The sequence below is a fragment of the Psychrobacter sp. UBA3962 genome (assembly GCF_002385225.1).
Lineage (GTDB): Bacteria > Pseudomonadota > Gammaproteobacteria > Pseudomonadales > Moraxellaceae > Psychrobacter.
Window position 1 is genome coordinate 26,282 of sequence record NZ_DGDC01000045.1, and the last position, 14,821, is coordinate 41,102.

The following is a 14,821-nucleotide window of genomic DNA, read 5'->3' on the forward strand; positions in this document are numbered from 1 at the left end:
TGGGAATCTAAATGTAGATTAAATTAATAGTTACCTTTGCTAACTATTAATAAATAATTTATTATCAATGAATTAATTATAATAAATAAAATTCATAATAAGGTTGATGATGTCTTTTGCTCAAGTACATACCCGCTCCGTTGTCGGTCTGCATGCTCCCAAAGTTATGGTAGAAGTTCATTTATCACAAGGGCTTCCGGCTTTAACCATCGTGGGGTTACCTGAAGCGGCGGTTCGAGAGAGCAAAGATAGAGTTCGCTCTGCTTTAATTAATTCAAATTTTCAATTTCCCAATAGGCGGTTAACGATTAATCTGGCTCCTGCTGACTTGCCCAAAGAAGGGGCTCGTTTAGATCTGCCTATTGCCATGGGCATCTTGGCGGCCAGCGGTCAGATAGAACCGCAATGGTTGGAAGATTATGAGTTTATCGGAGAATTGGCATTAAATGGTGACCTGCGCTCTATTGCAGGTGGGCTGGCGGTAGCTAGAGCCATAAAAGCGGATAGCAATGAGCGTCAAAAACAGAACAGTAATTCCTCTAAGACTGTCCATAAAACCCGCAAACTTATGGTACCGGCAGGCAATGGCATAGAGTCCAGCCGAGTCAAAGGAATAAAGGTGTATGCTGCCACCAACCTGATAGAGGTTTGTGAACATTTACAAGTAGAAAATAGAATAAGTAACGAGGGTAAAGCGATAAGCTTAACCGAGACGCCCCTAGGGTTACTAAAGGCGGTGGTGTCAAAGTTACCTGTGGTAAATGCCAGTTATAAAGTGGACTTAGCCGATGTTAAAGGTCAGCATCATGCTAGGCGGGCGTTGGAGATAGCCGCGGCGGGCGGTCATTCCTTATTGTTTACTGGTCCCCCAGGCTCTGGCAAGACTTTGATGGCTGCTCGGCTACCAACCATACTACCTAACTTAAATGATGAGGAGGCTTTAGAGGTGGCCAGTACTTATTCGGTTGCCAATACTGAGTATCAGTATGGCAGCAGACCTTTTAGAGAAATTCACCACACGATTTCTGCGGTGGCATTGGTAGGCGGCGGTTCGCGCCCCAAACCTGGTGAGATTACACTGGCCAATAAAGGGGTACTATTTTTGGATGAGATGCCGGAGTTTGATCGTAAGGTATTGGAGGTGCTACGTCAGCCCTTAGAGTCAAAGCAAATTACCATCAGCCGCGCCAATCAGCAGGCCACATTTCCCGCTAACTTTCAATTGGTGGCTGCGATGAATCCTTGCCCTTGTGGTTATCATGGTGACCCCTCCAATCGTTGCCATTGCCGACCCGAGCAAATTCAGCGTTATCAAGATAAAATCTCTGGACCTTTACTGGATCGAATAGATTTACAGGTTACGGTTCCCGCTTTGCCCATCAGTGACCTGCAGAATAATCAGCCGGGGGAGTGCTCCAAGGCAGTACGAGCACGAGTAACCAAAGCTTATCAAAGCCAACAAGTCAGACAAGGTAAGCCCAACTGCGAATTAAACCCCAGTGAGCTAGATGAGCATATTGTACTAGGAGAGAATGAAAAGCAGCTACTGGCTATGGCACAAATTAAGCTTAATTTATCTGCCCGAGGCTACCACCGTCTATTACGAGTAGCGCGCACCATTGCTGATTTAGCAAACAGTGCGGATATAAAAACGCCTCATTTAAGTGAGGCGCTCAGTTATCGAGGTGGCTAGAGTCAATCGATAAGCTTAGTTCTCATAAAGATGCCCGGCTCTGTAAGACAAGCATGGTCTTCTGGGTTACGCACAGACTCAGATACCCCACTTTCTGGATTATCAAACTGTAGGTGATAAAATAGATACTCTTCTTTAACCGAACCGCCGGTCTTTATGATCTCTCCAAATTTTACCCGTGTGCCATCTAAGCTAAGAGCTTGCTCATTTGGTAGCAAAGAGACCTTGTAAGTAGGATCAAACAACGGAGTCAGAAGAAGGGTTTTATTATTATGAACCTGCTCAAACCTCAAGCAGTTGTCTTGTACCACATAGCGGCCTGTAACTACGGGATATATGCGCTGCATCAAAAGTGTGGGGGTAAAATAATAAAGTAATAAAGAGGAGGAAGCAGCAGCGGGCAGGGGGTTAGCTTCATCTTTATTAACAATTACTTTTTCTACAGCGTTTGTATTGGATCCAGTCACCGGTTTTGTATTGTCAGTGACTGAGGCGGTTTGACAGCCCATAACCATAAATAAAGCAGCTAAGCCGGCACTTAATTTTAAGCCATTATAAATTCTACTTTTCATTAAAACTCAGCCTATTAGCAGCGTATTAAAAGTTAAACCATCGAGGACTATTAACGTACCTTAGCCGCAAGTGATATTGTTCTGCTTCTCTTCAATTATAAAAATAAAAGGAAGAGTTGCTGTAAAGTCTTTATACTTCAGAACTAAAGCAAATCCAGTTAACCCTAAATTTTTAAATAAAAAAAAGCTTGCTCTTAACTAGGTTAAAAGCAAGTAAGTAAAGTCAAATCAATAACGTATCAGGAAAATCAGCTGATAGAATGCTAAGTAGTTCAATTACTTAGCAAAAAGCTTATAAAGCTGGGTCTACACCAGGCGGCGTAGTTGGGCGTAGCTGCGCCACATCTTCTGCTGTCACTTCTTCATCAAAGCCGTTCAGATCCTTCACCACATACTCAGTAACTGCAGCAATCTGCTCATCATTCATCATATGTCTAAACGAGGGCATACCACGTAAACCATTGATTAATATATCTATGATATAGTATTTAGACTGCATTTTGCTGTTGTCGGCTAGAGGGGGATAATAGCCTGCGCCATAAGCGCCTTCCCCTTCATGCATATGACAGCCTGCGCAAGAGTCGTGATATAGCTTTTTGCCATCGGTAGAAACGTAAGCGTTCTCGTAGCCGAACTTCTCATTCCACTTGTCTAAACTTGGGTCTTGATCAAATGCTGGCACTGCATCAATATCGACAATATGTCGATTGGTTTCTGTAAGTTCAGATTCGGTCATATAGACGCCACCCCAAGCCCCACCATTGCGGCTGGCATAGGGGTCGACTTCTTGCTGTGCTGGTGCTCCTGTGAAGGTATCAGAAGTCTGCGCCAACGTTACCGTATCATCAGATTGAGATGAGCACCCAGTTAGTAGCCCTAAAGTTGACCCAATAAGTACCATGCTCAGCGGGGTCAAGGAGGGAGCTTTAAAATATTTCATATTAGCCTCTTTATGCTTTATACCATGTCAGACAATCGTTTGGTGTTACACAGATAGTGCATGCTGGTGTAGGCGTTTTGCTGAATCCAAGCCAGACAAAATTGAGCCTTCCTGCCAAGCAGGAATGTGTGAGCAGTGCTCACCCGCCAGAACGATACGATTATCAATGCTACACAATGTCTTATAGTGCTGATCTCGCGTTTCTTGGGTCCATACTCCATAACACCCTAAAGTCCAAGGCATACGGTGCCATACCATTGAAGTACCAGAGCGAAACTCTTTTAGATACTGAGGATGAATATGTTTACCGTAAGCCAAAGCTACTTCGATACGCTCTTCTGGGGTAAGGGTGTTGAACTTATAAGAGGTTGGGCCATAGCCATAGCCGCCTAAAAGTACCCCGCTACCTTGCTTGAACATATCTTGCGAGGGGTAAGAGATTTGTTGGATCGGCATATCGGTATAAGTCACTCCACCATAAATCCATTCATCTTCTTCCCAGAAGCGGCGTTTAAATTCTAGACCTACTTTAAAAGAGGTTTCATAAGGAACAGCCGCCATAGCGTCAGCCATTGGCTTAGAGACGTTTATTGGGATTTGGGTCAATACCGACAACGGAATGGTACAAATACAGTAATCAGCACGAGCTGTCTGAGTTGCGCCTGATTCGTTATTACTGTCCACATAGGAGACAGTAACGCCACTATCATCTTGACGAATTTCAGTTACTTTCGCATTTAACTTAATCAAGTCTTGGCATTCACGAGTGAAAGCATTGCCAATTTTACCCATACCACCTACAGGCTGGAACATAGTCGGGCTATGACTATAAGTAGTATGCTGCGCATAGATATCTTGCCACACCCCAGATTTTAATAGGTCATCTAGAGGCAGAGGGGTAGAGGCCTGATCATTGGGCATAAGTCCACCGCCAGGATAGACTGAGTAACCCCGATACTTACTGGTAGTGAGACTGCGCTTATAAGTATAGTCGTTGCTAAGCGCACCCCAGCCTTTTAGGTTCTCAAGGAGCATCTCTTTGTCTTCTCGAGTCACTTCTTTGTCCAAGCCCCCGGTATTAACCGCTTTGGAAAGCAGTTCAGACACATGACCACGGATATCGTGCTGAATATCGCCTAGACGTTGTGGGACACCGCCGAAATGATTGGTACGGTGTAGATAAGCTCGATTATTGGTCTGGATGAAAGGCTCTAATGCCACCCCAAATTTTTTGCAGTAATGAAGTACAGCATAGTGGTGGCTAGGAATACGCCAAGGGCCTGGGTTAAAGTAATTGCCTTCTTCGAAGTCACAGGTCACGACTCCTCCGCCAAGCTCAGTAAACTTATCACCGCCTTTAAGATGAATACTGCGACCACCGCCTCGGTTTTGGTACTCTAAGACCGTGACTTTATAGCCCGCTTTTCTCAACTCATAAGCGGCAGCCAGTCCAGCTAGACCGGCCCCTAGGACGATAATGCTTGCCCCAGCTGGTGCGCCTGTCAGCTCCATCTGGCCATTAAAAGAGGATTCTGAAGCGAAGCCTAATGTGGTCATCGCTTGGTACATAGCCGCGCCACCAGCGGTCTTGCCAATCATAGTTAGTAGCTGCCGGCGTGTCGGTGATTTAAGGTTATCAATCATCATCTTATCCTTGTTACTTTATTCGCTTGGTGCCCCCTGCATAAAGGGTCTACCAAGCGACTTATAGTAAGTTTTTTATTAGTGTCATGTCTGTTCAACGGCGCTTTAGGTTGCCTATCATTAATTTGTTATATGGCTAAAAATGCGCCTTGTTGATCGCCACCTAGATTAATAGTCACCTAGGTTGACAATCACAGTGTTTGTTTAACGACGGCGAATGAACCAACGAATTAATAGAGCCAATACAACTAGGCCTGCAATAATACCTAAGGCGGCTAACCATCCTGCATTCTTAACGATAAAAGGGGTTTGGGGTCCTGCCTTTATCTGATTGGCCACATCGTCTGCGGTTACCTTACTTTCAGGTAAACCGCCAAAAGTTGTACGAACATAGTTAACGATCTCTGCCATTTCTTCAGGGCTTAAGTCATCTTTAAACCCAGGCATTTGCGGGCGGGTGTTCACGACTTGATGAATACCATTGGCCACCACACTAATGACGGGGGCTGGGTTGTCGCGTCTTAAGCTGGTTAAGCCCACAATTGAGGCATAACCTGCGTCAGGCTGGCCATAACCGTTGATACCGTGACAGCTTGCACATTCAGCAAGGTATAAGGATTCGGAATTAGAAGAAGCTTTGGCTTTCGCCTCTTTGAGAACATCCATCTGATCCAGTAAGTTGATGGCGATATCATCGCTATGCTTTTTAGGTAAAGCGGCCACATTTACTGGCTGTACGGTGTCGGCTGTTGTGACTACGGGTACTGCTTTTAAATAGCTGGCGATGGCCTTTAAATCTTTATCATTTAAGTAGCGAGTACTGTTCATGACCACTTCGCTCATGGGCCCAGCCGCTAAAGCTTTTTGATGCACACCGCCATTACGAAGGTAAGTCACAATCTCTTCTTCGCTCCAACTACCAATACCGCTGGCCTCATCAGGCGTAATGTTTGGGGCATGCCAAGGGCCCAACATTGCCCCTGACAAGTAGTTTTTCATGTCATAACCCATGGTCGCATTACGCGGAGTATGACAGGTACCACAGTGAGCTAGGTTGTCGACCAAATATTGTCCATGCTTCTGGTTTTCATCTAAGCCTTCACGGGCTTTCCAGTCGGGCATATTGACCAAGTTCCAGCCTAGCATTAAGGTACGGATATTAAAGGGGAACGGTAGGTCAGTTTTGTAAGCCGGCGGCTCGTCTATGGCAGGCACAGTTTGAAAATAGGCAAACAGGGCAGAGATATCCTCATCCGTCATACCCTTATAGTCGGGGTAGGGCATAGCAGGATAAAGCCTATGATTTGGTGCTTTACCTTTGGTCAAAGCATTTTTGAAATCTTGTTCGGTATAGTTACCGATACCATAGCGTACCGAGGGAGTAATGTTGGTACCATAAATGGTGCCCATGGGGGCCTCTACAGCGATGCCGCCTGAGTAATCCTCTTTATGACACCCCATGCAGTCTGCTTGTCTGGCAACATACGCCCCACGATTTACCAGTTCACTGTTGGCATCGCTATGAGTGGGCATGGCGACAGGAGCCGCACTGGCTGAGCTTAAAGATAAGCCCAATAAAGAGGCCGTCAGTGCTGTACTGGCGAATGATAGAGCCACTGGGCTTTGGAGGGCCGATTTATATAATGATGATAAAGCAGATATAGGCTTCATAACTTCCTCATTTGGCTAGCAGGATACGCTGGCGTAATGGTTGGATAAAACAAAAATACAGCCCAATAAATAGCTAAGTAAGCGATTAGGGATAAAAATAAAGAGGCAGGAATAATACTAGGGAGACGCAGGTGAAGTAGGACAGCGACTCTTTAATCCCTTAAATCTCTAAAATCCTTGTAGACCTATTATCAGATAGTGATTAATAAATCTAAGCCACTTAATTTCGAGCTGTAACAGCTGATGTAGGATTCAATAAAAATTTGAATCGAAATAGTAATCTTGCTAGTAAGTTAAACGGATTGTTAATGTTATGGATTAATCTAACTAGCACACTCAATTTTTCACTTAACAGATCTTTCACTTAATAACTGGCTAATTTCTGCTGATTGAGCACAGATAATTAAAAATAAACCGAACAATGGGTGGGCTATACAATAAGGTATTCCCTATAATTAAAGGCGTCTAAGGTAAGGCTTGAATATCTCTAGACGTTTAAAATCTTTTCATCAAAAAATGTCCGGTACTTTGTTATCTGTAACCTTACTCAAGTTTATCTGCAATGTAAAACTTAACTACATCGGATTAACAATTTATAAACGAATTTACTCGAGAGGCCCTACATTAACCGCATTCAGAGTTTGCTAATAACAATCGTTTTTGGAAGGCCGTTTAAGGCAAAAAAAAAGAGCACTGAATTTCAGTGCTCTTTTTAAAATTATGGTCGGTTTAAGACTATAAAGTATGGTTTATAGAGTGGGACTGGTTAAAATAAGCCGACAATATTACCCTCATGATCGACATCAATGCGTCCAGCAGACGGAACTTTAGGTAGGCCCGGCATTCTCATAATAGGACCACAAATCACCACGATAAATCCGGCACCGTTGGAGAGGCTAATATCACGTACCTGAACATTAAAGCCAGTAGGACGGCCTAGAAGAGAAGCGTTATCACTCAAAGAATATTGAGTCTTAGCGATACAAATAGGCAGTTTATCTAGTTGTAGAGATTCTAGACGTTTAATTTTTGCTTTGGCGGTACTGCTAATATCAATATCATTGGCACCATATACTCGCTGAGCCACGGTACGAATTTTATCCTCAATTCTCATTTCAGTATCATAAGCAAACTTAAATTCGCCATGCTTAGCTTTAGGGTCATTGTCCGCTGCATCGAGTAGATCGATCAAAGCTTTGGCCAGATCCTCACCCCCTGCGCCCCCTTTTTCCCATACTTGAGTCAGCGCAACGTCAACTTTCAGGCGCTTACAAGCCTTACGTACCATTTCAATTTCAGCTTCGGTATCACTTTCAAAGTGGTTAATGGCCACGATTACCGACAAGCCAAAGATTTCTTGCAAGTTCTCGATATGCTTCGTTAGGTTGGGTAGGCCTTGATCCAGGGCCGCTAAATCCTCTTGTTTTAAGTTGTCTTTGCTGGCACCACCGTTATATTTTAGGGCGCGAATGGTAGCTACGACCACAGCAGCATCGGGGGTTAAACCTGAAAGACGACACTTAATATCACAGAATTTCTCAGCGCCTAAGTCGGCACCAAAGCCGGCTTCAGTTAACGTATAGTCAGCCAAATGTAGGGCAGTGCGAGTGGCTATAACTGAGTTACAGCCATGGGCGATATTGGCAAAAGGGCCCCCGTGTAAAATAGCAGGGTTACCTTCAATGGTTTGAACCAAATTAGGTTTTATGGCCTCTTTTAATAAGGCAGTCATTGCCCCATGAGCCTTTAAGTCTTTGGCATAGATCGGCTTTTTATCTTTGCTGTAGGCCACCAAAATATCGCCTAGACGCTGTTTTAAATCGGCCAAATCTGTGGCCAGACAAAAGATAGCCATCACCTCTGATGCCACAGTAATGTCGAATCCGCCTTCACGCATTACCCCATCTGAGGTATTGCCTAGACCGCTCACAATGTTACGCAGTTGGCGGTCATTCATATCCATGGCTCGGCGCCAAAGGATTTGTTTGGGATCGATATTTAGAGCATTGCCTTGATAAATGTGATTATCAATCAAAGCGGCTAATAAGTTATTGGCCGCCCCTATGGCATGCAGGTCACCGGTGAAGTGTAGGTTGATATCTTCCATAGGCAGTACTTGAGCGTAACCGCCCCCCGCAGCACCCCCTTTAATACCAAAAACTGGACCTACCGATGGTTCACGCAGCGCAACAATGGTACGTTTGCCATCTTGGTTCTGCTTGTGCACTCGGTTTAGGGCATCGGTTAGACCGATGGTTACTGTGGTTTTACCCTCACCAGCCGGGGTAGGGTTGATGGCTGTGACCAATACCAACTTGCTGTTTTTTGATTTTGGCGGTTTGGCAAATACGTCATTGGGATTAATTTTAGCTTTATAGTGGCCATAAGGCTCAATCTTATCTGCGGCTAAACCCAGTTGTTCAGCAATTTCTACAATTGGTTTCAGGGTTGCTTTTTGGGCAATCTCAATGTCGCTTGGTACGCTCATAGTTAACTCTCGGTTCGTTTGTAACATAAAAAACTGGTTAAAGGATTAGTGATTACTCGGTTTTACCATGCGGACGTAGCCATTTAGCAAACCAGTTAGAAATATCATCCATAAAAGTATAAACCATAGGAATGACAATTAAACTTAAGAAGGTCGAGGTGAACAGCCCCCCTAATACCGCAGCTGCCATAGGACGGCGGAAAGTAGAGTCGACGTCTCCGAGACCAAAGATTAAAGGCAACATGCCTGCAGCCATGGCAATGGTAGTCATGATAATAGGTCGAGCCCGCTTACGACAAGAATCTAGAAGAGCGTCAAAACGATTCAACCCGTGTTCTTTTTCGGCCAAAATAGCATAGTCCACCAACAAAATAGAGTTTTTGGTAGCAATACCCATTAGCATGATAAAGCCAATCATTGAAGGCATAGATAAGCTACTTTTGGTCAATACCAGGCCCACAAAAGCCCCGCCAATAGACAAAGGTAACGCCATCAAAATCGTGAAAGGCTGAAGCACTTTACCGAATAGTAAAATAAGCACCCCAAAGATACAGATAATGCCAACAGAAATGGCAATCACGAAGCCACCAAATAATTCAGACATACTCTCAGCCTGACCTTGGTCAATAATTGAAATACCTTCGGGAATATTACCTTCTTGCAGTGATGGAATCGATTTCACGGCTTCTACTAGGCCCCCTAACTCACCGCCTGCGACTTGAACGTTAATGGTAATAGCCCGTTCTCTATCAAAACGTAGGATTTCAGAAGGTCCTGTACCAAATGATAGGTCAGCAACTTCACCCACTCGAGCGCCTGTGGTTCCTGAGGTTGGGACATATAAATCTGCCAACTGGCTGACATTGTTTTTTGCTTCTTGTGGTAAGCGCACCACGATAGGCACCTGACGCGTATCTAAGTTAAGCTTAGATAATCGTTGTTCATAATCGCCTAAAGTCGCCACACGTAAGGTATCAGCAACGCCTTGAGTGGTGGCACCTTGATCGGCCATGGCAGTGCGATTAGGAACAATAGAAAGCTCTTGGCGTGGCAAGCTGCGGTTACTGGTGACACTGCCGGCTTCCGGTAAAGAGCGAATCTCATTCATCACCTGCTGCGCCATTTGCTCTAATAGCTCAGAGTTGGTACTGGTCAGCGCAAAACTATAGCCAGATTCACCGCCACTAGATAAGCCGATATCAAATCTTGCACTTGGAACCGTGGATAAAGCGTCGGTTATCAGGCGCTCAATCTCTATTTTACTAGGACGTGTTCCGCGTGGCTCAAGCACAATATCCACACTAGCCGCATTAGAAACACTACCCGAGCTAGAAGAGGAATCCAAGCTGGCTTGTTGTGGGTCGCCCACCACGCTTAGGATACTTTTTACCCCTTCAATTTGAGATATCCGATCTTCAACCATTTTAGTAATACGACCGGTATCTTGTAGGCTGGCATCTGGGGTGAGCTCGATACCGACTCGAGTTTGATCAATATCGTTTTCTGGGATAAAAGTGGTCGGCAAAAACTTCACTAAAGTCAACGACGCTACGAACAGTAGTAAAGTGGTGCCCAAGGTAATCCAGCGGTGACGTAGCGTCCAGCCGACTGTTTTTAAATAAATCTCCATGATGCGCCCGGTCTTTTCGACATGCCCCTTTTCAGGACGTAGCACATAAGCGGCCATCATAGGGGTGATTAAACGGGCTACCATTAGCGAGACAAAAATAGAGATGGCGGCTGTCCACCCAAACTGACGGAAGAATTGTCCAACAATACCGCTCATAAAGGCAGTGGGCAAAAAGACTGCAATTAAAGTAAAGGTTGTGGCGACTACCGCCAAGCCAATCTCATCCGCGGCTTCCATTGCGGCCTGGTAGGGGGTCTTACCCATGCGCAAGTGACGGATGATGTTTTCTACCTCTACAATGGCATCATCGACCAATACTCCCACTACTAAGGACAGTGCTAATAAACTAATGAGGTTCAAACTAAAGTCGAACAGATACATACCTAAGAAGGTAGGGATCACAGATAGGGGTAGAGCAACTGCCGCGACAATAGTGGCACGCACATTACGCAAGAATAGGAATACCACCACTACCGCTAACAACCCGCCTTCAATTAACATTCTAAGCGAGGCTTTATAATCTTCTTCAACTGGGGTGGCTCGATCGAATACTTTGGTGATGGTATAGTTGGGCATATCTTGTTGTAGCTTAGCCAACTCTTCGTCCACCAGTTTTACGATCTCTACTTCACTGGCGCCGCGGGAGCGAGTCACGTTAAAGGCAACCACGGTTTCCCCGTCTAATTTAGCGATAGAGCTAGGATCAGCTGTGCCATCGGTAATGGTTGCTATCTCACCCAGACGCTGAGTGCCCCCTGTGGGTAAGGCAATCTGTAAATCATTAAGCTCTCTAGCACTCTTAACCGCCCCCAAAACACGAATGTTTTGTTTGCTGCTGCCCACCTCAGATTCTCCGCCTGAGCTGTCTTGCTGAATACCAGTGATTTGTTCTGATAGCTGGGTAATAGGCAGTTGCAGGGCATTAAGACTTATGGGATCTACCTCAACACTGATTTCACGTTCCAGCCCTCCCACTCGGCTTACGGTACTCACGCCTTTGATATCAGACAGACGCTTATTAATAGTGTCATCGACAAACCAAGATAAGTCCTCAGGGCTAACCCCATTGGCAGCAACGGTATAGGTAACAGCAGGCAGACCGGCAGTGGTGACCTTGGTTACGATAGGGTCATTGGCTGCGGCGGGCAAGTCTCCCTGGACTTCTCCTACCGCTGAGCGCACATCGTCTACGGCTTCTTGAATGTCCTTTTCTAACACAAATTCAGTGGTCACCGTAGCCGCCCCAGTTTGGAGCGTGGTGTTCATGTGCTTCACACCCTCGATACTGGCAATCTTGTTTTCGATCTTTTTAGCCACATCATTTTCCAGCTGGCTAGGGGCGGCACCTGGCAGAGTCACAGTGACTACCACAGCGGGCAGGTCAATATCAGGAAACTGCTGGACCTTCATTTGCATAAATCCATAGATACCACCGAGGGTCAGTAGTATGAATAGAAGAATGGCAACCAGAGGGTTTCGAATGGAGTATGCTGAGACATTAAGGCTCATAAAGGGCATCCTGCTTGGAGAAATAAATCAAAGTAAGAAAGGTACGGCGAAGCAAGAGTAGGCGAGAGGGCGGGGTTATCCATTAACAAACGAGCCACTAACAAATAAGCTTTAATTTTTTAACAGATAACCTAGCAGATCTCACCTTCCTAAACTCAGTTAAACTATAACAATACTTATTCAGCTTTAGCGGATTCAGGGTTGGCGATGGTCACAACGTCACCGTCACTTAAGAAGCTGCCACCTTGGCGTACGATATTGGCTTCTCCCTGAAGGGGTTCTAGCAATACCACACGGTCCCCTTGACGCTCACCAAGTTTAACTTTAACTCGGCTCACGCGATAAATGGTTTCACGATTCTCATCTTTCACGGCTTTCACTTGCATCACGTAATCGTAACCATCTTGAGTAACCACTGCACTGACTGGAATGGTCGATTTTGCATCGCTACCCAACTTAAAGGTACCGCGTTGATACATACCTGCTCTGGCGTTAGGGTGTCTGGCCAAAGAGGCATAAATGGTAATCTGACGGCTGCCATCTTCTGCTGTAGGTGAAATACGGCTAACTTTACCCATAACGCTTTTATTGTTTGGTAAGCTGACTTCAACAGGGGTGCCCACATTGATTTCACCCACTTTATTGGGATCCACTTGGGCTTGCCACTCAAGCTTACCTTCTTCAATGATGGTAAATAGAGGCTCTGGGCCAGGCACACTGCCCACATTAGCCGATTTTTCACTAATAACCCCACTGACAGGAGCGGTTACCTTGGCGTTTTGCATATTAAGGTTTTGATTGTTTAATCGAGCCCTTGACGCAGCTACCGAAGCGGCAGCTTGGTTAGCAGTGGCCACGTAGCGATCGGCCTCTTGTTGGCTGATAGCATTGATATTTAACAAAGGAAGAACTCGATCAGCATCCCGCTTGGCCAATTCATAGCTAGACTCGGCTTCTGCCAACTCTGCTTTGGCTTGAATCAGTTGCTGCTGCATCGCGTCAGTATCAAAGATGGCCAATACTTGACCTTTTTTGACTTGATCGCCTTCTCTGACCAAGACTTTATCAATGGCAACCCCACTCACTTTACCGCTTACGGTCGAGGTAGTCTCAGGACTAATGGTACCATCGGCAGTTAAATCGTTAGTCACACTAGACTGAGAGGGCGTAACTGTCTCAACAGTCAATACGGGCTTTTGACTTACTTCCTTTTCAATCTCAGTGACCCCTGTGGCGGTGCCCATTTGCGGAGAAACCGATCTTTCAGCCTCAAGGCCATTGTCTTCAGTTTGTTTCTCGCCCCACATTTTGCCTGCGAACAAGCCAATGGCCAACGCAACCAAAATTAGAGGTAAGACCCAAAGCCAATTCGGCTTCGACTTAACCGCTTCTGCACTATAGGGCGTATAAGCCGGATCTGTATTAACTGCAGAAGTTTCTGGATTTGGCGAGGTATCCTTAGCAGTGCTAGGAATCTCACTGGGTGTTTTGTTGTTAGGATCAGAGTTATTCGTCATATCAGTCTCGCAAACACATTGGTTTGGATAAATAAAAAAATAATTTAAATTATACGTTAAATAAACACTTTTTGTTTAGAGTGATATCGTACTAAATTCTTTACTTTCATTATAAATAAAATCTTAATTAAATCGTGGCTCATTTGGAGTTTAATTAGTAATTTTTTACTTATATCTTTGAGTGTTAAATTAAGCTAATAGATTTTGTGTGTTAGTCATAAGCTATGACTTATAGGGGTTTATAAAAAGAAGATTGGTTTTTAAAATGTGAAACCGATTAACAACAGTTATGCAAAGAACTAGGGTAGGGATATACAACTTACAAGAAGAACTTTACAAATCCATTATCAAAATATCTTTTTTGCTCCCTATACTAGGATAAGTTGAAATTTAGAAGAACGTTATTTTGATTATAGAAAAATAACTTTATATAACGTGTTTCCGTTATATCACGGAAATACCAAAGAGTGAAAGGCGAATGAGTAAGGGCTCAATTGGCTGATTAGCTCTAGCAGCTTATAATGATTTTTGGAGAATAATAATGCCTATTAATGATAAACAAGATTTGTCAAAACGTACAACAAACCGCTTGATGCTTTCAACTTTAGTGGCTGGTGTACTGGCTATTTCTGGTACCGCTTCTGCGGCTTCACAACCTAAAGCAGCCCCGACTGCTCAGGCCAATATTGAACAAGCTACAGCTGAAGCTGAGCAAGACACTAATGAAGTCGAGAACACTTTACAGCAACAAGTTGAAGACGAAGATGGTGAATTATTGGCTACACAGCCAGGACAAGCAGCAGTAGCTGAACAGGCCACAGCTGAAGTGGCTGAGGGAGAAGAAGCTGCTGAAGACATGGCACAAGTAGCAGAAGCTGCAGCACAACCAGCGCCAGCTAATATTGATACTACGCCTACTTTAGTTGGAGAAGCTGGGGGTGATATCGAAGCTACCCCTATAACCCTACAGGAAAAAGTGAAAGATAAGCGAGGTGAGTTACAAGCGACTCAGCCAGGTCAAGTTGAAGTGCAAGAGAACCGCCGCTTTAGAACCCAATAATTAGTGGGCTATCTCATCCAAGGGAATTAGAAGAGAGGATTTTTATCCTCTCTTTTTTTTATTGCCCTTTATACGATACGCCGAACTCTTTTAATAA

Annotated in this window: 9 protein-coding genes; 2 read left to right on the forward strand and 7 right to left on the reverse strand. The window is 44.7% G+C overall.

Features of this window, described 5'->3' with window-relative positions; translation table 11 throughout:
- Nucleotides 1-109: 109 nt before the first annotated feature.
- Nucleotides 110-1,693 carry a YifB family Mg chelatase-like AAA ATPase gene (locus B3S92_RS10715; RefSeq protein WP_296205903.1) on the forward strand — a complete coding sequence of 528 codons (1,584 nt, stop codon included), beginning with the start codon at nucleotides 110-112 and terminating at the stop codon, nucleotides 1,691-1,693.
- Between the two features lie 2 nt (nucleotides 1,694-1,695).
- Here the strand turns inward: B3S92_RS10715 and B3S92_RS10720 are convergent, their stop codons facing one another.
- From B3S92_RS10720 to B3S92_RS10750, 7 genes are all read right to left on the reverse strand, one after another.
- Nucleotides 1,696-2,265 carry a hypothetical protein gene (locus B3S92_RS10720; protein ID WP_296205906.1) on the reverse strand — a complete coding sequence of 190 codons (570 nt, stop codon included), beginning with the start codon at nucleotides 2,263-2,265 and terminating at the stop codon, nucleotides 1,696-1,698.
- Nucleotides 2,266-2,557: 292 nt separating this feature from the next.
- On the reverse strand, nucleotides 2,558-3,205 hold the full coding sequence (locus B3S92_RS10725) for a cytochrome c (protein WP_296205908.1): 648 nt from the start codon (nucleotides 3,203-3,205) through the stop codon (nucleotides 2,558-2,560).
- Nucleotides 3,206-3,250: 45 nt separating this feature from the next.
- Nucleotides 3,251-4,849, reverse strand: coding sequence for a flavin monoamine oxidase family protein (locus tag B3S92_RS10730; RefSeq protein WP_296205910.1), 1,599 nt, complete (start codon nucleotides 4,847-4,849; stop codon nucleotides 3,251-3,253).
- Between the two features lie 204 nt (nucleotides 4,850-5,053).
- Entirely contained in the window at nucleotides 5,054-6,520 is a 1,467-nt protein-coding gene (locus B3S92_RS10735; RefSeq protein ID WP_296205913.1) for a cytochrome c, read from the reverse strand.
- 766 nt (nucleotides 6,521-7,286) lie between these two features.
- Nucleotides 7,287-9,008 carry a formate--tetrahydrofolate ligase gene (locus B3S92_RS10740; protein ID WP_296205915.1) on the reverse strand — a complete coding sequence of 574 codons (1,722 nt, stop codon included), beginning with the start codon at nucleotides 9,006-9,008 and terminating at the stop codon, nucleotides 7,287-7,289.
- A gap of 52 nt (nucleotides 9,009-9,060) precedes the next feature.
- Nucleotides 9,061-12,147 (reverse strand): efflux RND transporter permease subunit, encoded by a 3,087-nt coding sequence (locus B3S92_RS10745; RefSeq protein ID WP_296205916.1) that lies wholly within the window; start codon nucleotides 12,145-12,147, stop codon nucleotides 9,061-9,063.
- A 176-nt stretch (nucleotides 12,148-12,323) separates the two neighbouring features.
- Nucleotides 12,324-13,664 carry an efflux RND transporter periplasmic adaptor subunit gene (locus tag B3S92_RS10750; protein ID WP_296205918.1) on the reverse strand — a complete coding sequence of 447 codons (1,341 nt, stop codon included), beginning with the start codon at nucleotides 13,662-13,664 and terminating at the stop codon, nucleotides 12,324-12,326.
- Nucleotides 13,665-14,205: 541 nt separating this feature from the next.
- On the opposite strand from B3S92_RS10750, the gene B3S92_RS10755 reads away from it, so the two are divergent.
- Nucleotides 14,206-14,724 (forward strand): hypothetical protein, encoded by a 519-nt coding sequence (locus B3S92_RS10755; RefSeq protein WP_296205919.1) that lies wholly within the window; start codon nucleotides 14,206-14,208, stop codon nucleotides 14,722-14,724.
- Nucleotides 14,725-14,821: the final 97 nt, after the last annotated feature.